Origin of the sequence: Aeromonas simiae (genome assembly GCF_000820125.1) — a bacterium.
Lineage (GTDB): Bacteria > Pseudomonadota > Gammaproteobacteria > Enterobacterales > Aeromonadaceae > Aeromonas > Aeromonas simiae.
The window spans coordinates 18,234-38,243 of the sequence record NZ_CDBY01000034.1; the positions used below are offsets into that span (position 1 = coordinate 18,234).

At 55.9% G+C, this 20,010-nt stretch carries 20 protein-coding genes; all 20 read left to right on the forward strand.

Annotated features, from left to right (window positions below; genetic code table 11):
• Positions 1–120 precede the first annotated feature (120 nt).
• The 20 genes from BN1134_RS05270 (at position 121) to BN1134_RS05365 (ending at position 19,948) form a co-directional block, all read left to right on the forward strand.
• Positions 121–1,032 carry a chemotaxis protein CheV gene (locus BN1134_RS05270; protein WP_042045711.1) on the forward strand — a complete coding sequence of 304 codons (912 nt, stop codon included), beginning with the start codon at positions 121–123 and terminating at the stop codon, positions 1,030–1,032.
• 19 nt (positions 1,033–1,051) lie between these two features.
• Positions 1,052–1,876 (forward strand): CheR family methyltransferase, encoded by an 825-nt coding sequence (locus BN1134_RS05275; RefSeq protein ID WP_042045713.1) that lies wholly within the window; start codon positions 1,052–1,054, stop codon positions 1,874–1,876.
• A 56-nt stretch (positions 1,877–1,932) separates the two neighbouring features.
• Complete coding sequence (gene flgB, locus BN1134_RS05280; RefSeq protein WP_042045715.1) at positions 1,933–2,331, forward strand: flagellar basal body rod protein FlgB; 399 nt, start codon at positions 1,933–1,935, stop codon at positions 2,329–2,331.
• A complete protein-coding gene (gene flgC, locus BN1134_RS05285) occupies positions 2,331–2,750 on the forward strand; it encodes a flagellar basal body rod protein FlgC (protein WP_042045716.1) in 420 nt (139 codons plus the stop codon). The genes flgB and flgC overlap by 1 nt, the downstream gene beginning before the upstream one ends.
• Positions 2,751–2,761: 11 nt before the next feature.
• Positions 2,762–3,439, forward strand: coding sequence for a flagellar hook assembly protein FlgD (locus BN1134_RS05290; RefSeq protein ID WP_042045718.1), 678 nt, complete (start codon positions 2,762–2,764; stop codon positions 3,437–3,439).
• 40 nt (positions 3,440–3,479) lie between these two features.
• Positions 3,480–4,808 (forward strand): flagellar hook protein FlgE, encoded by a 1,329-nt coding sequence (flgE, locus tag BN1134_RS05295; protein ID WP_042045719.1) that lies wholly within the window; start codon positions 3,480–3,482, stop codon positions 4,806–4,808.
• A 137-nt stretch (positions 4,809–4,945) separates the two neighbouring features.
• Positions 4,946–5,692, forward strand: a complete 747-nt coding sequence (gene flgF, locus BN1134_RS05300) for a flagellar basal-body rod protein FlgF (RefSeq protein WP_042045721.1) — start codon at positions 4,946–4,948, stop codon at positions 5,690–5,692.
• A gap of 15 nt (positions 5,693–5,707) precedes the next feature.
• Entirely contained in the window at positions 5,708–6,496 is a 789-nt protein-coding gene (gene flgG, locus BN1134_RS05305; protein WP_042045723.1) for a flagellar basal-body rod protein FlgG, read from the forward strand.
• 13 nt (positions 6,497–6,509) lie between these two features.
• Complete coding sequence (flgH, locus tag BN1134_RS05310; RefSeq protein WP_042045725.1) at positions 6,510–7,181, forward strand: flagellar basal body L-ring protein FlgH; 672 nt, start codon at positions 6,510–6,512, stop codon at positions 7,179–7,181.
• Positions 7,182–7,190: 9 nt separating this feature from the next.
• Positions 7,191–8,288 carry a flagellar basal body P-ring protein FlgI gene (locus BN1134_RS05315; RefSeq protein WP_042045726.1) on the forward strand — a complete coding sequence of 366 codons (1,098 nt, stop codon included), beginning with the start codon at positions 7,191–7,193 and terminating at the stop codon, positions 8,286–8,288.
• A gap of 50 nt (positions 8,289–8,338) precedes the next feature.
• On the forward strand, positions 8,339–9,421 hold the full coding sequence (gene flgJ / locus BN1134_RS05320; protein WP_042045727.1) for a flagellar assembly peptidoglycan hydrolase FlgJ: 1,083 nt from the start codon (positions 8,339–8,341) through the stop codon (positions 9,419–9,421).
• 3 nt (positions 9,422–9,424) lie between these two features.
• On the forward strand, positions 9,425–11,419 hold the full coding sequence (gene flgK / locus BN1134_RS05325) for a flagellar hook-associated protein FlgK (protein ID WP_042045730.1): 1,995 nt from the start codon (positions 9,425–9,427) through the stop codon (positions 11,417–11,419).
• 3 nt (positions 11,420–11,422) lie between these two features.
• On the forward strand, positions 11,423–12,631 hold the full coding sequence (gene flgL / locus BN1134_RS05330) for a flagellar hook-associated protein FlgL (RefSeq protein ID WP_042045732.1): 1,209 nt from the start codon (positions 11,423–11,425) through the stop codon (positions 12,629–12,631).
• A gap of 216 nt (positions 12,632–12,847) precedes the next feature.
• Positions 12,848–13,768: a flagellin B gene (flaB, locus tag BN1134_RS05335; protein WP_042045733.1), complete on the forward strand. Its 921-nt coding sequence runs from the start codon at positions 12,848–12,850 to the stop codon at positions 13,766–13,768.
• Positions 13,769–14,338: 570 nt separating this feature from the next.
• Positions 14,339–15,256, forward strand: coding sequence for a flagellin B (gene flaB / locus BN1134_RS05340; RefSeq protein WP_042045735.1), 918 nt, complete (start codon positions 14,339–14,341; stop codon positions 15,254–15,256).
• A 30-nt stretch (positions 15,257–15,286) separates the two neighbouring features.
• Positions 15,287–15,721: a flagellar protein FlaG gene (locus tag BN1134_RS05345; protein WP_042045737.1), complete on the forward strand. Its 435-nt coding sequence runs from the start codon at positions 15,287–15,289 to the stop codon at positions 15,719–15,721.
• Between the two features lie 25 nt (positions 15,722–15,746).
• Positions 15,747–17,123 carry a flagellar filament capping protein FliD gene (fliD, locus tag BN1134_RS05350; protein ID WP_042045738.1) on the forward strand — a complete coding sequence of 459 codons (1,377 nt, stop codon included), beginning with the start codon at positions 15,747–15,749 and terminating at the stop codon, positions 17,121–17,123.
• 23 nt (positions 17,124–17,146) lie between these two features.
• On the forward strand, positions 17,147–17,560 hold the full coding sequence (gene fliS, locus BN1134_RS05355; RefSeq protein WP_042045739.1) for a flagellar export chaperone FliS: 414 nt from the start codon (positions 17,147–17,149) through the stop codon (positions 17,558–17,560).
• A gap of 17 nt (positions 17,561–17,577) precedes the next feature.
• Positions 17,578–17,859, forward strand: coding sequence for a hypothetical protein (locus tag BN1134_RS05360; RefSeq protein WP_156991679.1), 282 nt, complete (start codon positions 17,578–17,580; stop codon positions 17,857–17,859).
• Positions 17,852–19,948 (forward strand): motility associated factor glycosyltransferase family protein, encoded by a 2,097-nt coding sequence (locus BN1134_RS05365; RefSeq protein ID WP_052449429.1) that lies wholly within the window; start codon positions 17,852–17,854, stop codon positions 19,946–19,948. The genes BN1134_RS05360 and BN1134_RS05365 overlap by 8 nt, the downstream gene beginning before the upstream one ends.
• Positions 19,949–20,010 lie beyond the last annotated feature (62 nt).

Consider the following 20,010-nt stretch of genomic DNA (forward strand, 5'->3'; position numbering starts at 1 on the left):
TTAACCCTGACATGCCCGGTTAACTATGCTTGCATCAAGCCAATCGTGGATGCTCGGATGCCAAGCGCCATGCACAATTTCATGCATTTATGATGCCAAGCATCGAGAAGGGAGTTTTCTATGGCCAGCATTCTGGATTCAGTCAACCAGAGAACCCAGTTGGTAGGACAAAACAGGTTGGAGTTGCTGCTGTTTCGTCTCAACGGTCGTCAACGCTTTGGTATCAACGTGTTCAAGGTCAGGGAAGTGCTGCAGTGTCCGCCGCTGACCGTCATGCCGAAAATTCACCACTGCATCCGCGGGGTTGCCCATATTCGTGGTCAGACCATCTCTGTCATCGACCTCAGCATGGCGACCGGTGGGCGGCCTATCACCGATCTCTCCAAGTGTTTCATGATCATCTCCGAATACAACCGTTCGGTGCAGGGATTTCTGGTCAACTCGGTCGAGCGGATCATCAATATGAACTGGGAATCCATCCTGCCGCCACCGAAAGGGGCGGGGCGGATCAACTACATGACCGCAGTGACCGAAGTCGATGGCGAATTGGTCGAAATCCTCGATGTGGAGAAGATTCTCAACGAAATTTCCCCACTTTCTACGGATGTGAGTGCAGAAATTCGGGAGGCAAGTGCTACTATGCCTACCCCTGACAGACCTGTACTGGTGGCGGATGATTCTTCAGTCGCTCGTAAACAGGTGCAGCGAGCCCTTGGCGCCATCGGTATTTCCTGTTTGATGGCTAAGGATGGGCGTGAGGCGCTCAATATGCTGCTGGAAATGGCCAAGCTAGGGCCGATCAAGGATCAGTTGGCGCTGGTGATCTCGGATATTGAGATGCCGGAGATGGATGGCTATACCCTCACCGCAGAGATCCGTAATAATCCTGCGCTTCAGGGGTTGCATGTTATCCTGCACACCTCTTTAAGTGGAGTGTTTAATCAGGCTATGGTGCAAAAGGTTGGCGCTAATGACTTCATTGCCAAGTTCCAACCAGATATACTAGCCAAGGCCGTGCAAAACGCCCTCTAGACAAGAAAAACGAGACTGAATGAAGACGCTCTCAGATGATATCTACAAGCAGTTCAGTGCCTTTCTGGAAAGCCAGTGTGGCATCGTTCTGGGTGACAACAAGCAATATCTGGTCAAGAGCCGGCTTTCTCCCCTGCTTGGGCAGAATAGTGCTAATAACCTAGACGAACTGATCACTCGCGCCATGAGTATCCGTGAGCGCGACCTCAAGATGATGGTGGTTGATGCCATGACCACCAATGAAACGCTCTGGTTTCGCGATACCTATCCGTTCCAGTTGCTGACCGACAAGCTGTTTCCTGAGCTCGGCAAGGGTGGTAAAACGGTCAAGATCTGGTCGGCAGCCTCCTCGTCGGGCCAAGAGCCCTATTCGATCGCCATGACGGCGCTTGAGCAGCAGATGAAGAAGCCGGGAACCTTGCCGGGCGGCGTGCAGATCGTCGGCACCGATATCTCGACCTCCATGCTCAACCAGTGCAAGGAGGGGGTCTATGACAGTCTGGCGCTGGCACGAGGACTGTCACCGGAGCGTAAGAAGATGTTCTTCGAGCCGTGCGGTGACAACAAGATGCGGGTGGTGGAGCGAGTCAGAAAATTGACAACGTTTCGTCCACTCAACCTGCTGGAGAGCTATAGCCTGCTCGGTAAGTTTGACATCATCTTCTGCCGCAACGTGCTCATCTACTTCTCCCCCGAGGTGAAGTCCAAGATCCTCAATCAGTTTGCCGCCAGCCTCAATCCCGGCGGTTATCTGATGCTGGGCGCTTCCGAGTCGCTGGCCGGCCTGACCGATCGCTTCGACATGATCCGCTGCAATCCCGGCATCGTCTACAAAGTCAAATAATCCCTCCATGATTGGCACACCTCTTGCTCTGCTTTAGGCAAAGCAGGAGGTGTGTCATGTCTATCTCGTTCGACAAGGCGTTTGGTGTCCATCAATACACCCTGGGAGTGCGCTCCCGGCGGGCCGAAGTGCTGGCCAGCAATATCGCCAATGCCGATACCCCAGGCTACAAGGCTAGGGATCTGGACTTCTCCCAGGCGCTGCAGCAGGCCCAGGGGGCCCAAGGCTTCAACATGGCGACCACCAATGAGCGCCACTTTGGCCTAAACGTCGAGAACCAAGGCGCCCTCAAATATCGCTCGCCACTGCAAGCAGATACCGGTGATGGCAACACGGTGGATCTGCAGCAGGAGCGCAGCGACTTCATGCAAAACAGCCTGGAGTACCAGACTTCGCTGGAGTTCATGAACAGCAAGATCTCGGGGCTGCTCAAGGCGCTCAAGGGAGAACAGTGATGAGCCTCTTTAACGTTTTTGATATTTCCGGCTCGGCCATGAGCGCTCAGTCCGTACGCCTGAACACGGTGGCCAGCAATATGGCCAACGCCGACAGCGTGAGCTCCAGCGTGGACAAAACTTACCGCGCCCGCCGGCCAGTCTTTGCCGCCGAGCTGGAGCAGGCCATGTCGGACAAGCAGTCCGGCGTCGGTGTTCAGGTCAAGGGGATTGTCGAGAGTAACGCCCCCCTCATTCGTGAGTTCAACCCGAACCACCCCATGGCCGACAAGGATGGCTTCGTCTACAAGCCCAACGTCAACATGGTGGAGGAGATGACCGACATGATCAGCGCTTCGCGCGGCTACCAGACCAACGTGCAGGTGGCTGATGCGGCCAAGAAGATGCTGCAGCAGACGCTGAATATGGGTAAGGGCTAAGGAGCTGAGCCATGGTTGATTCCGTCAACAGTACGACGTCTGCCGCCGCGAGCCAGAGCTCGACGGCGACCGCCACCAAGAGTCTGGATCAGGCCGGTTTCTTCCAGCTGCTGACCACCCAGCTCTCCTATCAAGATCCGTTCAAGCCGGTCGAGAACGCCGAGATGTTGTCGCAGATGACCTCGATGACCACGGCGGATGGGATCTCCAACCTCTCCAAACAGATGGAGAGCCTCAACTCGGTCATGACCTCCAGCCAGGCGCTGCAGGCGTCGGCCATGGTGGGGCAGAACGTGCTGCTGCCCTACAACACCGGTTATCTGGAGAACGGCGGCAAGGTCAACGGGGTGATCCCCATTACCGACACCACCTCCTATCTCAAGGTCACGGTGCAGGATGCCTCCGGTCAGGTGATCAAGGAGATCCCCATCGATGGCGAGCACAGCAAGAACGTGAACTTCAGCTGGGATGGCACCGACAAGAGTGGCAACCCGGTCAAGGAGGGGGCCTACACCTTCAAGGTGACCGGCACCATCGACAACAAGTCGGAGAGTCTCAATGCCTGCGTCTATGGCAAGGTGAGCAGTGTGACGCTCGGCAACAGTACCAACCCGACCGTGGTCAAGGTCAACGGGCTCGGAGGGTATTACCTCTCCGATATTCTGGAAATTGCCGGCACCTCAGCGTGAGCCGGTGGCACTGATATAGCGGTGAAGAAAGGAGAAAACCATGTCATTTAACAACGCCTTGAGTGGTGTTAGCGCGGCGCAGAAAGACCTCAACGTCACCGCTAACAACATCGCCAACGTCAATACCACCGGATTCAAGGAGTCGCGTGCCGAGTTTGCAGATGTCTATGCCAACTCCATCTATGTCAGCTCCAAGACTCAGGTTGGTAACGGGGTGGCCACCAGCGCCGTGGCTCAGCAGTTCCACCAGGGGCCGCTGCAGCTGACCAACAACTCGCTCGACCTGGCCATCCAGGGCAACGGCTTCTTTGTGACCTCGGACGGTTTGAGCAACCTGGACCGCACCTTTACCCGTGCCGGCGCTTTCAAGCTCAATGAAAACAGCTACATGGTGAACAACCAGGGCAGTTACCTGCAAGGCTATGCCATTAACCAGGATGGTACCCCCAAGGCGGTCAGCCTCAACGCCACCCAGCCGATCCAGATCCCGGATCGCGCAGGTGATCCCAAGATGACCAGCACGGTGGAGGCGAGCTTCAACCTGAGCAGTGACTCCAACCTGGCCACGCCGACCGATCCGGCCACGTTTGACCCGACCGACACCACGACCTATGCCCACTCCACCTCGGTCGTCATCTATGACTCGCTGGGGGCGCCGCACACCATCACCCAGTACTTCGTGCGCCAGGAAGATCCGGCGAACCCGGGCCAGGCCATGACCCCGCCCACCTGGCAGATGTACCTCTACGAGGGCAACACGCCGATCGATGTGCAGGGCGGTGCGTCCCCCGGTGGTACCGTCCCGCAAGGGGTCACCATGACCTTCAGCTCGGGGGGCAAGCTCAGCAGCACTGTGCCGGCCACCATCATTACCGAACAGTTGGGCGCCGCTGGGGCGGGCATCATCAACAACGGCGCCGATCCGACCCAGACCTTCGAGATCAAACTCGGCACCGTGACCCAGTACAACTCGGCGTTTGAGGTCAACAAGCTGACCCAGGATGGCTCGACGGTTGGTCGTCTGACCAAGGTTGAGATCGGCACCGATGGCATCGTCTCCGCCTCCTACAGCAACGGCACCACGGTCAAGGTGGCCATGGTGGCGCTGGCCAAGTTTGCCAACCCGCAGGGGCTGAGCCAGATTGGCGACACCTCCTGGCAATCCTCCCTGCTCTCCGGGGATGCGGCGCCGGGTACGCCGGGCTCGGGGACCTTCGGCTCGATCAAGTCCTCGGCGCTGGAGCAGTCCAACGTCGATCTCACCACCGAGCTGGTGGATCTCATCACCGCCCAGCGTAACTTCCAGGCCAACTCCCGCGCCCTGGAGGTCAACAGCACGTTGCAGCAGACCATACTGCAGATCCGCTGATCGTCGGCAACTTGACACAGGGGGGCTTCGGCCCCCCTCTTTATTTTTACCTCAATGAAATAAAAGGGATTTTTATTGGTGGCATCACTCTTGCAGATATTCAGGCAAGTGTCGTTCCCTGTTTTGTGAGGAGAGCCATGGACCACTTGCTCTATATCGCCATGTCCGGCGCCAAGGAGAATATGAACAGCCTGGCGGTGCGCAGTAATAACCTCGCCAATGCCAATACGGTCGGCTTCAAATCCGATTTTGAGCAGGCGCGCAGCATGCAGGCCTTCGGCGATGGCTTGCCAAGCCGGGTCTTCTCCAAAACCGAGCGGCCGGGTCAGAACCTCGAGCACGGCATGCTGATGACCACGGGGCGCGATCTCGACGTGGCCCTCGATGGTCAGGGCTGGATCGCGGTGCAAGACCCCAAGGGGGGGGAGGCCTTCACCCGCATGGGCAACTTGCAGCTCAGTGCCACCGGGAATTTGCAGACCTCGACCGGGCTCAATGTCGTCGATGATGCGGGTAGCCCCATCGTGCTGCCGTTGCCGCTCGAGAAGATTGAGATCACCCGTGACGGCACCGTCAGCGGCCGGCCAGAAGGGGCGGCGGCCAACCTCTCCGAGGATTTCCAGCGCATCAAGCTGGTGAACCCGGCGAGCGATACGGTGGAGAAGGGGGAGGATGGCCTGTTTCGTCGCAAGGACGGCAAAGCCGAGCCGGCGGCAGCCGGGGTCGGTCTGATTGCCGGTTCACTGGAGGGGAGCAACGTCAATGTGGTGGACGAGATGACCAACCTCATCCGCCTGCAGCGGCAGTTTGAGACCCAGATCAAGATGATGAAGACGGCCGAAGAGAATGACGAGGCCCAGACTCAGTTGCTGCGTCTGAGCTAACCCAAGGAGCATGATATGAATCCCGCACTCTGGATCAGCAAGACCGGCCTGGATGCCCAGCAGGTCAACATCAGCGTGACCTCGAACAACCTGGCGAACGCCAGCACGGTCGGTTACAAGAAGGGCAGGGCGATTTTTGAAGATCTGCTCTACCAGAACATCAACCAGCCGGGGGGACGCTCCTCGGCCGACACCACGCTCCCTTCGGGGCTGATGCTGGGCGCCGGTGCCAAGGTGGTGGCCACCCAGAAAAACCACAGCCAAGGGAACGTGCAGACCACCGACAACTCGCTGGATCTGATGATAAGTGGCCGCGGCTACTTCGAGATCCAGCTGCCTGACGGTAGCTCGGCCTACACCCGTAACGGGCAGTTCACCCTCAACGACGAGGGGACCATAGTGACCCCCGGCAACGGCTATCCGCTGCAGCCGGAGATCCAGATCCCGGAGAATGCCCAGAGTGTCACCGTCGGCAGTGATGGCCAGGTCTCGGTCGTCCTCAAGGGCGATGGCCAGAGCCAGGTGGTCGGCCAGATCAACATCACCGACTTTGTGAACGCCAGCGGACTGCAACCGATGGGCGAGAACCTGTTTCTCGAGACCCAATCGAGCGGTGCCCCGATCCAGGGGGTGGCCGGTGCCGACGGACTGGGGGTGGTCAAGCAGGGGATGCTTGAGAGCTCGAACGTCAACGTGACCGAGGAGCTGGTCAACCTCATCCAGGCGCAACGGGTCTACGAGATGAACTCCAAGGTGATCTCGGCGGTAGACTCGATGATGTCTTACCTGACCCAACGTCTGTAAGCGGGGGCTCATCATGAAAACCGTATGGATGCTGGGGTGCCTGCTGTTGGCCGGTTGTACCAGCACACCCAATACACCGCGGCCCGACGATCCGGATTTCGCCCCGGTCTCCCCCGATGGCGATCAGGTCTCGGTGCGGCCGACCGGTGCCATTTTCCAGCCCGATCAGGTCAACAGCATCTATTCGGACATCAAGGCGCACAAGGTGGGGGATCTCATTACCATCCAGCTCATTGAGTCGACCTCCGCCTCGAAGAAGGCCGATACCCAGTCGGGCAAGAACAACAAGTTCGGTCTCGATCCGGTGACCCTGGGTGGGGTGCCCATCACGGCGGGGGCCTACGACATGTCGGCCTCCCTCGGCCAGAACTCCACCTTCAAGGGGCAGGCCAAGGCCGATCAGAGCAACAGCCTGCAAGGTAACATCTCGGTCAGCGTCTCCAAGGTATTGCCCAACGGCAACCTGATGGTGCGTGGTGAGAAGTGGATCATGCTCAACAACGGCAACGAGTACATCCGCATCACCGGGGTGATCCGGCCCGAAGACGTGGGATCAGACAACTCGGTCTCCTCCCAGCGGGTGGCCAATGCCCGCATCTATTACGGCGGCACCGGCGATCTGGCCAATACCCAGGAGCAGGGCTGGCTGACCAGTTTCTTCAACGGCCCCTGGTGGCCACTTTAAGGAGGCGGCATGCGTCTTTATCACGCGCTCATGCTCGGCGTCTGTTTGAGCCTTCCTCTGGTGGCGCAGGCGAGCCGCATCAAGGACATCAGCTCGGTCGAAGGGGTGCGCAGCAACCAGTTGATCGGCTACGGCCTGGTGGTTGGTCTGCCCGGCACCGGTGAGAAGAACAACGCCTTCACCGAGCAGACTTTTCGCACCATGCTCAACAACTTCGGCATCAAGGTGCCGGATAACCTCAAGCCGAAGATCAAGGACGTGGCGCCGGTGGCGGTGCACGCCGAGCTGCCCCCCTTCTCCAAGCCGGGACAGACCATCGACATCACGGTGTCGGCCATCGGCGAGGCCAAGAGCCTGCGCGGCGGCACCTTGCTGCAAACCTTCCTCAAGGGGTTGGATGGGCGCGTCTATGCGGTGGCCCAGGGCAGTCTGGTGGTGGGGGGGCTCGGTGCCGAGGGGGCCGATGGCTCCAAGGTGGTGATCAACACCCCGACCGTGGGGCGCATTGCCAACGGCGCCACGGTCGAGCGCGAGGTGCCGACCGCCTTCAGCCAAGGTGACACCATCACCTTCAACCTGAATCGCCCCGATTTCACCACGGCGCGCCGTCTGGCCGATGCGGTCAACGATCTGGTGGGTCCTAACACGGCGCAGGCGCTGGATGCGACCTCGGTCAAGGTGTTTGCCCCGCGCGATCCTAGCCAGCGGGTCTCCTACCTCTCCACCTTAGAGAACCTGGAGGTAGACCCGGCAGACGAGTCGGCCAAGATCATCGTCAACTCGCGCACCGGCACCATCGTCATCGGGCGTGAAGTGAAGCTCAAGCCGGCGGCCATCAGCCATGGCGGGCTGACGGTGACCATCGCCGAGAACCAGCAGGTCTCCCAACCCAATCCGCTGGCCGGTGGCGACACCACGGTGACCAACAACTCGACCATCAACGTGCAGCAGGAAAACGGCCGCATGTTCAAGTTTGACACTGGTGCCTCCCTCGACGATCTGGTGCGCGCGGTGAATCAGGTGGGGGTGGCTCCGGGCGATCTGATGGCCATTTTGGAGGCCCTGCAACAGGCGGGCGCCATCCAGGGTGAGCTGGTGATCCTGTAACCGGGCGGCAAAGGCTTGCCACCGGCGGCAAAGAAGCGAGGTAACGGAAGATGGCGGACATCGACAACCAAGGGGTCAATCTGGGGCTGGTGCAGGACGTCCAGAACTTAGACAAGCTGCGTCGCCTTGGCCAGAGCAAGCAGGGGCAGCAGCAGGCGCTGCGCGCCGCAGCCGGCCAGTTCGAGTCGATCTTCACCCAGACCCTGTTCAAGGGGATGCGGGAAGCGGGGGCGTCACTGACCCAGGACAACCCCATGAACAGCCAGTACACGCGCTTTTACGAGGACATGCTCGATCAGCAGCGGGTCTCTGACATGGCCAGCAAGGGGGGGCTCGGCATCGCCGACATGGTGGTCAAGCAGCTCTCCGGTGACAGCAAGACCTTCCGTCACGAGGATGGGCGGGTGCTGCACATGCCCGAGCGCACCGAGCGGGTCTACAAGCCCTATGCCCAGCACCTGGCCGAGCAGAAAGCGCTGGGAGAAAAACTTGGCAAAGAACTTGCTGGACAAGAGCAAGGGGAGGGGCCGCGATTCGTGCGTGTTAGCCGGCACCGCACCATCCCCCCCATGGGCAAGCCCATGACGAGCGATACGCAAGTGGCGACCGCCCACGACAGCGGCTCGAGCGGGCGCGCGGGCAAACCGGGCTTCTCGTCACCGCAGGAGTTCGTCGAGCGGCTGATGCCGCTGGCGCGCAAGGCGGCCGACAAGCTGGGGCTCAGCCCCGCTGTGCTGGTGGCGCAAGCGGCGCTGGAGAGCGGCTGGGGCAAGCGGGTGATCCGCAATGCCGATGGCGAGGTGACCCACAACCTGTTCGGTATCAAGGCCGATCCGCGTTGGGAGGGGCCCAAGGCGGTGGTCAGCACCCTGGAGTACGAGCAAGGGGTGGCCTCGCGCCAGAAGGCGGCGTTTCGCTCTTACGAGTCGTTTGAGGAGAGCTTCAACGACTACGTGGATTTCCTGACGTCGGGGTCGCGCTATCGCCAGGCGCTGGCGCAGACCGGCAGTCCGGATCGCTATTTCGAGGCGCTGCAACGGGCCGGTTACGCCACCGACCCGAACTACGCCCACAAGTTGAAACAGGTACTGCGCAGCGACGCGATCGCCCAGTACCAGGAGAGGGAGTCGTAATCGATGGCCACAGATCTGCTCAGTATCGGCAGCTCGGGCGTGCTGGCACACCAGCGCCTGCTGCAGACCACCAGCAACAACATCACCAACGTCAACACGGCGGGGTATGTGCGGGAACGGACCGTGCTGAGCAGTCTGGTGATCGGCATGGGGGTCGATCAGGGGGTCAACGAACGGATCCTCGATCAATATGCCCAGGGTGAGGTGCGCCGCGATACCTCGGCGCTGGCTCAGGTGACGACCCGCTACAACATGCTCTATTCGACCGACAAGCTGCTGAGCGACACCAGCAACAGCGTCGGGGTCGCCATGGGCTCCTATTTCAACGCCCTGCACGGCGCCAACGAGGCGCCATCCGAGCTGACCGGACGCAACACGGCGCTGGGCGCCCTCAACAACACGGTGGATCGCTTCCACACCCTGGCCGATCAGCTTAACAGCCAGACCCGAACCATCAACGGCAAGCTGGGCGACACGGTCAAGACGGTCAATGGCCTGCTCGGCAGCATCGATGAGCTGAACCAGGCCATATTGCGCACCCAAAATACGCCGGAGGAGAGCCTGACGCTGTTTGATCAGCGTGACGAGGCGATCCGCCAGCTCTCCGAGCATCTCGACATTCGCACCGTGCCGCAAACCAACGGCAGCGTGCTGGTCAATCTGGTCAACGGTCAGTCGCTGGTGCTGGCCTCAGGGGCCGCCAAGATCAATGTCATCGACGGTGATCCCGACCCCCAGCAGACCAATCTGCAACTGGAGTTTGGCCAAAACAAACAGCGCATCGATACCCTGCCGCTTGGTGGCACCATAGGCGGGCTCTTGCAGGCGCGCAGCGATCTCGAGCCGGCCAAGCGCGAGTTGGGTCAGTTGGCGGTGACCCTGGGGGATGCGCTCAACAACCAGAACCACCTCGGCATGGATCTCGACAACCAGCTCGGTGGCGACCTGCTGACCCTGCCGGGCAGTGATGCGCTCACCTACTCGACCAATACCGGCAGCGCCACTGCCTCGGTCAACTTCATCCCGGGGCAGGGGGCCAACGTGTTGCCCTATGACTATGAGATCTCGTTTAGCAGCAGCACCAACTACGAGGTTTTCATGATTGATGCGGCGGGCAAGCGCACCTCGGTGACCACGGGGGCCACGCCGCCCGCCACGCTGACCCTCAACAACCACGGCATCGAGATTGACTTTGGCGGTACCCCGGCGGCTGGTGACAAGCTGCTGCTGCAACCGACCAAGCAGGCGGCCAGCGCCGTGACCAGTGCCATCACCCGCTCTGAAGATTTCGCCCTGGCCTCACCGATTAAGCTCGACAAGAACGCCCAGAACCTTGGCAACGGTGAGATCAGCCTGGTCGGGGTGAGCAACACCGGCGCCGGCTCTTTCCTGACGGGCAATGCGCTCGATCCCAACGCGCCGCAGATCGTCAAGATCGACGCCGGCGGCAACTACGAAGTGTATGCCCAGGACGGCACGACCCTCATCGGCGTCGCGCCCGCATCCAGCCAGGGGCAGAATCTGATGGCGGCACTCGAGAACCCGCTGGGAGGCCCCAAGGTTTACGCCACACCGGGCACCACACCGGGTTACGAATTCAGCATCAAGGGGCAGGTGAAGGCCAATGACAGCTTTACCCTGGGTTACAACAGCAACGGTTTTTCCGATAACCGCAACGGGTTGGCGCTGGCCGAGCTGCAAAATAAGAATCTGGTGAGCAAGGGCAGCAGCACCACCAGTGACAGAATGACCTTTAACCAGGCCTATTCGGAGCTGGTGGTGGGGGTCGGCAACAAGGTGAGCCAGAGCAAGACGGCGGTGGCGGCGGCCCAGGCCAAGCTGGATCAGAGCACCGCTTTGCACGAGAGCGTCTCTGGTGTCAATCTGGAGGAGGAGGCGGCCAATTTGATCCGTTTCCAGCAGGCCTATGCGGCCTCGGCACGGGTGGTCAGCACGGCGCAGACCATTTTTGAGTCCCTGCTTTCGGCTGTGAGGTAAATCATGCGTATCACCACCAACATGATCTATAGCCGCTCGTTGACGGCGCTCTCCGGCGCCAATGAGCGGCTGGATCGGGCCAACAACCAGCTCATCACCGGGCAGGCGTTTACCTCGGCCGGTGAGAACCCCTCCGGCATGGGTCAGAAGATGGCGCTCGATAAAGAGATTGCCCTCTATCAGCAATACAACGTCAACGGTAGCTTGCTGGAAAATGGTTTGAGCCATGAGGAGACCATCCTTTCCTCCATCCATGACGCCATGCTCAGCGCCCAGACGCTGGTGCAGAAGGCCAATGACGGGGCACTGGATGCAGCCAACCGGGCTTCCATCGCCTCCGAGCTGGAGGGGGTGCAAAAGCAGCTGTTCGATCTGATGAACAGCAAGAACTCCCAGGGCGAGTACATGTTTGGTGGTAACCAGAGCCAAATGCAGCCCTTCGTGCAGGACGCGGCCGGTAACTACCTGTTCCAGGGCGATACCGGGGTGCGTTTCTTGCAGGTGTCGCCCAGCGTGAATTTGCAAGCCAATGACTCCGGGCTGGATCTGTTCCAGACCGTGGCCACTCGCCGCAGTGCCAGTGCAACCTCGGCCAATATCCAGGTGGGAGTGGCGGATCAGGGGCAGTTCGATACCTTCTACAAGAGCAGCTACGATCCGGCGCTGCCTAGCAACAGCTTCAGCGTCAATACGATCGCCGGTAGTCCGGATACCTATGAGGTCTACGATAGTGGCGGCACCTTGTTGCAAAGCGGGGACTATGTCGCTGGCAATGCCATCAACTTCCAGGGGTTGTCGTTGACCTTGAGCGTGCCGGCCGGTGGCGCCAGTCAAAGTTTTGCGCTGGATACGCCGACCAATGACAACGTGCTCAACTCATTGGGCAGCTTCATCACCACCCTACGTGACCCCACCGTGACGGGCAGCAATTTTCAGGATGCGGTGGCCGATGTGAGCGTACACATTGAGAATTCGAGGGTGCGTATGGATCTTGGGATGGGCAACATAGGGGCACGCCTTAACAGCTTGGAGCTGGTGATGAGTTCCAACTCGGGGCTCGACATCATGAACAAAGAAACTAGGGCCAATGTGTCAGAGGCGGATATGTATGAAACTATCTCGACCATCGCCAAAGAGGAGACGGTACTCTCCGCATCCCAGCTGGCTTTCAGCAAGATAGGACAGCTCTCCTTGTTTGATTACATTCGTTAACAGCACCTAAATATAAAAATACCGCCGAAAGGCGGTTTTTTTATATTTATCCTAAAGCGAAGCAGGTTACCGCCGATAACTTAATCAGACGGCGCTTTGGCAGTCATGAAAAAAAGAGTACTAAAGGATAGCCAGATCAAGCCGATATAAAGTACGTAGCAAGATAACAAAAAATATAAATCTATTGTTTAGTTTCAAAAGCTTAGGAGAAATATCATGGCAATGTTTATCAACACCAACGTCTCTTCGTTGAACGCTCAGCGTAACCTGACTAACACGACTAAGTCGTTGGATACCTCTTATACCAGACTTGCCTCTGGTCTTCGTATCAACAGCGCAAAAGATGATGCTGCTGGTTTGCAGATCTCTAACCGTCTGACTTCCCAGATCAACGGCTTGGATCAGGGCAACCGCAATGCCAACGACGGTATCTCGGTAGCGCAGACTGCCGAAGGGGCGATGGATGAAGTGACCGGCATGCTGCAGCGCATGCGTACCCTGGCCCAGCAGTCCTCTAACGGCTCCAACAATACGGATGACCGTACCGCATTGCAGCAGGAGTACAATCAGCTGATGACCGAGATCAACCGGATCTCCAATGACACCACTTTCGGTGGCCAGAAGTTGCTGGACGGCAAGTACAAGGGGTCATTCCAGGTGGGGGCCGATGCTGCCCAGACCATCACCTTCAAGATGACCTCGGCCTTCACCATCAGCGGGATTGCCAGTGCGACCAAAGGCAGCTCAGCGATTAAGGCTAACACCAACACCAGCACCTCTAACGAGCCCTATGTGGTGAACACGTCTACGAGTGCCGTCAAGGCTAGTACCGTGAAGAGCATCACCGCTGCCAGTACTGCCCAGCTGGCGATGGCTAACCTGGACTATATGATCAAGGTGGTGGACAGCAAGCGTGCTGAACTCGGTGCGGTGCAGAACCGCTTCGACTCCACCATTCGTAACCAGTCCAACGTGTCGGAGAATGTCAGCGCCGCTCGTTCACGGATCCGTGATGCCGACTTTGCGACCGAAACCGCTAACATGACCAAGCAGAATATTTTACAACAGGCGGCCTCGACCATCCTGGCCCAGGCCAACCAGCGCCCGCAGTCGGCACTCTCTCTGCTGCAAGGTTAAGCATAAAGAAGCAGGGCGGTTGTTCAGGCCGCCCTGCGAGGAAGGAACAAAGGGGTGTTCGGAGCGCACTTTGTTCAATCGGAAAGAGAAGAGAGACTCTTCTATCGCTATGACCAGTGTGGCTCAGATCTAATGATCTGCCACACTCGGTTCTATCTCCTGAGCATAAAGCTCGTTTTGGCCGGTTATCCGGCCTCTTTTTTATCTGCTTTTTGACACCCATCGGTGCCACCCTTACTTATGCATATCTCGTGCCATTCTTACCACGCCTTTACTCTAGCTGTCGTGGCCCCCGGAGCACAGGACATTGGTTGATAGTGGATTCTGGCCGGTAAAAATTGCCGGTAGAGGCAAGAATTTTCCCTAAAGCTTCCTCGTGGCATGCCGTTAACAAGAATGAGCAAATCGAGGGGTGTTCGGAAATCCAACGATTGCACTGCTGCGGGTCGCCAGTCCGTTCAAACAGGCACCCGCCGAGGAGTGCCGGAATGTTCAACTGGCACTCCCACCTGGTGGGATATCACTGCCTAGGCGTGACCCGCAGTTTCAAGTTCATCGGAGACTTCATTTATGGCTATGTACATCAATACCAATACTTCATCACTGAACGCCCAGCGCAACCTGATGAATACCAACAAATCGTTGGATACTTCTTACACTCGTCTGGCATCAGGGCTGCGCATCAATAGCGCCAAGGACGACGCCGCCGGTCTACAGATTTCCAACCGTTTGACCTCCCAGGTCAATGGCCTGGATCAGGGCAACCGTAACGCCAACGATGGCATCTCGGTCGCCCAGACCGCCGAAGGCTCGATGGATGAGGTTACCAGCATGCTGCAACGCATGCGTACCCTGGCTCAGCAATCTTCCAACGGTTCTAATAACAATGATGACCGTACCGCGCTGCAACAGGAGTACGATCAGCTGATGACCGAGATCAACCGGATCTCCAACGACACCACCTTCGGTGGTCAAAAATTGCTGGACGGCAAGTACAAGGGGTCATTCCAGGTGGGTGCCGATGCGACCCAGACCATCACCTTCAAAATGACCACCGCTTTCACTATCAGCGGGATTGCCAGTGCGACCAAAGGCAGCTCAGCGATTAAGGCTAACACCAACACCAGCACCTCTAACGAGCCCTATGTGGTGAACACCTCTACGAGTGCCGTTAAGGCAAGTACCGTGAAGAGCATCACTGCCGCAAGTACTGCTCAGCTGGCGATGGCTAACTTGGATTACATGATCAAGGCGGTGGACAGCAAGCGTGCGGAACTCGGTGCGGTGCAGAACCGTTTTGACTCCACCATTCGTAACCAGTCCAACATCTCCGAGAACCTGAGCGCTGCCCGCTCGCGGATCCGTGATGCCGACTTTGCGACCGAAACCGCTAACATGACCAAGCAGAATATCCTGCAACAGGCGGCCTCCAGCATCCTGGCTCAGGCCAACCAACGCCCGCAGTCGGCACTCTCCCTGTTGGGTTAATGGCTGTGATGTAGGTTAAGGAGCGACAACATGACCAGTGAAACAGGATTCTCGTCATCGGTCACTCCTTCTTCTCTTCAATCTAGTAGTAGCAAGAGCGGCCAGCCGGCCGCTCGATTGCTATCTGGAGCGCAGGAAGCGAAAGAAGAGCAGCAGGTAACCGGAGTCGAAGGTCAAGATCCCTCCCTGCAGGAGAGGACAAGCGCAAATGCCATGCCACGGATCGAAGAAGAGGTACAAAAGTTGCAGGAATTCAGTCAACTGCAAGGATGGACCGTCAACTTCAGCGTGGAACGTGACCTGGATAAGGTCGTCATCAAGGTGGTGGATGCGGATACACGAACGGTGATCCGTCAGATCCCCAGTGAAGAACTATTGTCCATCAGCAAGCGCCTGCAAACGCTGCGCGAAACTGATGGCGATCGGGGTTCACGCAGCGGGTTGCTGCTGGACAACGAAATCTGAACCCATTGCGAGGAGGGAAATCTTTATGGCAACCATCACTTCGGCCGGTGCGGGCTCCGGAATAGACTTGGAGTCTGTCATTTCTGCCAGTGTGCAGGCCAAAAAGGCCCAACTGCAACAGCCGCTGACCAAAAAACAGACGACAGCGCAAATATCTCTTTCCGGTGTGGGGCAGCTCAAGTCAGCCATAGCTTCCTATGTCACCACGCTCAAGAGCATGGCGAAAAACGATTCCTTCAACAAACGGGCGATCACCGTTTCCCAAGACAAAGATGATCCGGTGATGAAGGTCGAGAGCAAGGCGGGAACCTCCAACGGGCAGTACAATATTACCGTCAATAAATTGGCGACGACCAGCAAGTTCGAGTCGGTGTTCAACAGCTCTACCGACGCCATTGTTACGCAGGATGGGACCCTGACCTTCAAGGCTGGTGATAAGAGCTTCTCGGTGGATGTCAAGGCGGGTGACAGCCTGCAGAGTATTCGCAAGCGGATCAATAACGATGGTGACAACTTTGGCCTCAGCGCCAACATCATCACCACTTCGGACGGTAAGTCGAAGCTCATCATGGATTCTGGCATCAGTGGTGATGGTAACGACATGCAGATCACCGGGTCGACGGCAGAGCTCAGCAGCTTTGCCTCGGCCTTTACCCAGACTCAGTCAGCTGGTAGCGCTGAGATTGACGTGGATGGCAACAAATTGACTAGTGCCACTAACACCTTCGACGGCACCATCATGGGGCTGAAGGTAACTGTGCTGCGAACCTCAGACAAGGACAGCGCCGGTAACGTCAAGTCCAACAAGGTGGACGTCTCGACCGACAAGGATGGGATCAAGGCCATGGTGAAGAGTTTCATTGATGGTTACAACACCCTGGTCAGCAAGTCCAATGAGCTGGGCAAGCGCAACTCCATCGTGGCTGGTGTCCAGCAGAGTGACGGGGGCGCCCTGGCGGGGGATTCCATGACGCGAACCATCGTTAACATCATGAGCAGTACCGTCACCGACAAGTCCACTACCTCCACCGAGTTGTCGACCATCTTCCAGATTGGCGTCAAGATGGATAACAAGGGAGTGCTCTCACTCGATGACGAGAAATTTTCCGAGGCTCTGGACAAGAACTATGAGCAGGTTGTTGCACTCTTTAGCGGGGAAGATGGTGTGGCTGGCAAGCTTTCCAGCCAGCTTGAGGAGTACTCCAAGAGCGGCGGGCTTCTGGCCAAACGAGAGGACAGTCTGAATTCGGATCTCCGCGAGGTCTCGCGCAAGCAGGCTGATGTCGCGACCCAGATGACCAAGTATGAGGAGTCGCTACGCGCCCGTTACGGTAGCCTGGATACCCTGCTGGCCAAACTTAACAAATCAGCCTCCTATCTCAGTCTGATCGGTTCCCAGTAGTTATGTAGGGATGGAATAGCCACATGTACAAGAAAAGCCTTAAAGCCTATACCACCATGAATCTGCAGGCGGAGCTGGCAGTTGCCGATCCGCACCGGGTGATCCAGCTGATGTTGCAAGGATGCTTGGAGCGTTTGGCTCAGGCTAAGGGGGCGATCGAGCGCAAGGATTTTGAAGGCAAGTCGGTCGCTATCTCCAAGTCCATGGCGATCATCAATGGCCTGCAGGATTCGCTCGATCTCAGTTATGGTGAAGTCCCCGAGCGGCTCGCCATGCTTTACGACTACATGAAAGAACGCCTCCTCGACGCCAGCAAGGAGATGGACTCGGCGGCCATCGATGAGGTGGCAAACCTGCTTATCACTATCAAATCGGGCTGGGATGGGATCACCACCGAAGAGAAGGATGCAGCATTCTCGAAGATTAAGGGCGCCTAATGTTGATGCAACGCCTCATGCAATTGACCCTCGCTATCCGTGATGCTCTTGAGCGCGATGATCTGAGTGAAGCCGACCGACTGATGGATGAGCGGTTGGCACTGCTGTCCGGGAGCGATCTTGATGCACTTAAGCAGCAGGCCACTCCCTCCGATCTAACGTGTCTGCTTGAGGCCGAGGCGCAACTAAAAAGTTGGCTCGAGACCCAGCTGCAGCAGACCCGCATCGATCTGCAATCCATCATGACGGCCAATAAGGCCAGATCCGTTTATGGCACCAGGAATCATGACTATGAGTGATAAGCAGCTGACGGATGCCGAGCAACAACTGGCTCGGTTAGTAATGCAAAGTGAGCAAGAGCGAGCCATGCTGGCGACACTACCTGCTCGTTTTCAGGATAATATGGTGGCTTTATCTTCCTTTTTTCCTCACTTATATGAGGAGTTTAAGGAGTATGTTCCGGCGCGCCCATTCCGTTTTTTCTGCAATGAAAATGGAGAGCCGAATCTATTATGGCTTGACGATAACAAAGCTCTTTATGGCCATTCTCCATATACTTTGGCTAAGGCTCAAATCGAGAATGTCTTATCAAAGTGCACCTTAGGTGTAATGAATCTAAAATCGGGTGAGAATTATTTTAATCAAATACATCCTGAGTATTTAAATAAAATAATTGAAATGTTTAATAAACGTCGTAGCTCACTTAGCTTGAACAAGAAACTCCCAGTTTCTATTCCAATGATGTTGATGTTCGGCGTTGGCTTGGGTTATCAGCTTGGTTATCTTTACGAGCAGCACAAGATCAAGAATCTATTTGTTGTTGAGCCTGATCCTGATCTCTTTTATGCATCTTTATTTACCTTCGACTGGGCTCCTTTATTGAGCTATCTAGATAAAAATCGTCTGGGTATGCATATATTTATAGGTAGCGATGAAAATAACATAGTATCAGACCTCAGTCTCGCAATAAATAAAAGAGGTGCGTTTTGGGCAACCAGTATTTGTTCTTTCTGGCACTATCCATCGGAGAAAATATATAGTCTAATTAGCAAGGTGGAAAAAGAATTTCATATCATAAAATTAGGGTGGGGTTTTTTTGATGATAATATACTTGCCTTGGCCCATAGTTATGAGAACATTCGAGAGCGAGTGCCTTTTTTACACCGAAAGAGTAAGGTGAGTGGTGATGCAGCACAGTATCCGATTTTTATAGTCGGTAATGGACCATCACTCGACAAGGCGATACCTCTCATCAAAAAATATCAACAAGAAGCTATTATTATAGCCTGCGGAAGTAGTATTAGTGCCTTGTATTCTGCTGGGATAAAGCCGGATATTTTGGTTATGGTAGAGAGAACTAAAAGCTCTGCTGATTTTCTGGCGACGTTAAATGCGCCAGATTTTCTACGAGATATTTTATTTCTCGGTGTAGATGTGTTGCATCCGGACTGCTTCAAATATTTCGAGCAGTATGCAGTTGGTTTCAAGTCGATGGAGCCGATGCATATCTTGCTCGGTAGTTTAGGGTTGGTTGATGATGTTGCCTTCCTACCTTGTGTTAATCCATATGTTGGTAACACTGGATTAAGTTATGCGGTCACGTTGGGTTTTAAACAGATCTATTTGTTTGGGGTCGATAATGGATACCTTTCCAAGGATCATCATCACTCCCGGCTGAGCTCTTATTTCGATGAGCAAGGAAATGCAATTGATAAGCTCAAAAAAGCTATTACTTCATCAGCGGTTATGTACCTTCCTGGTAATTTTGGAGGTGAGGTTATATCGAATGAATTATTTAGCCTTTCAATTAAGCAATTGGAAACATTGCTACGTATGAATCCAGATGTCGTGTGTTATAATACTGCAGAGGGGGCTAAGGTAGTGGGGACCATCCCTCTGCCTGTCAATGAAATTGATATTGTGAATCAAAAAATTTATAAACATGCGATTATCAGTAATATTCGACAAACATTTTTTTCCCCGTTGAAAATTTCCATTACTGAATTGGAAAAGCATCTTGGCCTTGAAGTGTTTAATAAATTAATAGATTTGATGCGTGATGAATGGGATAAGGTTTCTCTGACTTATGATGATATTATCGAGTTGATGCAACGGCAATATAATTATTTACTGCATATTATGACAACTCGAGAAGGGCATTTACATAGGGTCTTGGTCGGATCGATGAATTATTTCTTCTATATTATGCTGAACGCTCTCCACTCTGTAGAGTTGGATGATGGAAAAGAAGATGAGCAGGTATTTGTGAGAGACATGATCGATCTTTATCGTGAATTTTTGGATAAAACAAAAGAAAAATATAGTAATGCGTTGCATGCCAAAGATGAGTCTTATCATGAACTGCTTCGTCACTTTAGACAAAATTAATAAATGGTCTATGAACCATTTTAGTATACTGCGTATTTTATCTTGAAGTCGGTGGTGTTGCC

Excerpts from the sequence above, each read along its gene's own strand:
- fliS (WP_042045739.1), top strand. The coding sequence starts at position 17,147 with ATGTACAAGAAAAGCCTTAAAGCCTATACCACCATGAATCTGCAGGCG.
- flgE (WP_042045719.1), top strand. The coding sequence starts at position 3,480 with ATGTCATTTAACAACGCCTTGAGTGGTGTTAGCGCGGCGCAGAAAGAC.
- flgH (WP_042045725.1), top strand. The coding sequence starts at position 6,510 with ATGAAAACCGTATGGATGCTGGGGTGCCTGCTGTTGGCCGGTTGTACC.
- BN1134_RS05345 (WP_042045737.1), top strand. The coding sequence starts at position 15,287 with ATGACCAGTGAAACAGGATTCTCGTCATCGGTCACTCCTTCTTCTCTT.
- fliD (WP_042045738.1), top strand. The coding sequence starts at position 15,747 with ATGGCAACCATCACTTCGGCCGGTGCGGGCTCCGGAATAGACTTGGAG.
- BN1134_RS05270 (WP_042045711.1), top strand. The coding sequence starts at position 121 with ATGGCCAGCATTCTGGATTCAGTCAACCAGAGAACCCAGTTGGTAGGA.
- BN1134_RS05315 (WP_042045726.1), top strand. The coding sequence starts at position 7,191 with ATGCGTCTTTATCACGCGCTCATGCTCGGCGTCTGTTTGAGCCTTCCT.
- BN1134_RS05365 (WP_052449429.1), top strand. The coding sequence starts at position 17,852 with ATGAGTGATAAGCAGCTGACGGATGCCGAGCAACAACTGGCTCGGTTA.
- flgL (WP_042045732.1), top strand. The coding sequence starts at position 11,423 with ATGCGTATCACCACCAACATGATCTATAGCCGCTCGTTGACGGCGCTC.
- flgC (WP_042045716.1), top strand. The coding sequence starts at position 2,331 with ATGAGCCTCTTTAACGTTTTTGATATTTCCGGCTCGGCCATGAGCGCT.
- flgK (WP_042045730.1), top strand. The coding sequence starts at position 9,425 with ATGGCCACAGATCTGCTCAGTATCGGCAGCTCGGGCGTGCTGGCACAC.
- flgB (WP_042045715.1), top strand. The coding sequence starts at position 1,933 with ATGTCTATCTCGTTCGACAAGGCGTTTGGTGTCCATCAATACACCCTG.
- BN1134_RS05360 (WP_156991679.1), top strand. The coding sequence starts at position 17,578 with ATGCAATTGACCCTCGCTATCCGTGATGCTCTTGAGCGCGATGATCTG.
- BN1134_RS05275 (WP_042045713.1), top strand. The coding sequence starts at position 1,052 with ATGAAGACGCTCTCAGATGATATCTACAAGCAGTTCAGTGCCTTTCTG.
- BN1134_RS05290 (WP_042045718.1), top strand. The coding sequence starts at position 2,762 with ATGGTTGATTCCGTCAACAGTACGACGTCTGCCGCCGCGAGCCAGAGC.
- flgG (WP_042045723.1), top strand. The coding sequence starts at position 5,708 with ATGAATCCCGCACTCTGGATCAGCAAGACCGGCCTGGATGCCCAGCAG.
- flaB (WP_042045735.1), top strand. The coding sequence starts at position 14,339 with ATGGCTATGTACATCAATACCAATACTTCATCACTGAACGCCCAGCGC.
- flaB (WP_042045733.1), top strand. The coding sequence starts at position 12,848 with ATGGCAATGTTTATCAACACCAACGTCTCTTCGTTGAACGCTCAGCGT.
- flgJ (WP_042045727.1), top strand. The coding sequence starts at position 8,339 with ATGGCGGACATCGACAACCAAGGGGTCAATCTGGGGCTGGTGCAGGAC.
- flgF (WP_042045721.1), top strand. The coding sequence starts at position 4,946 with ATGGACCACTTGCTCTATATCGCCATGTCCGGCGCCAAGGAGAATATG.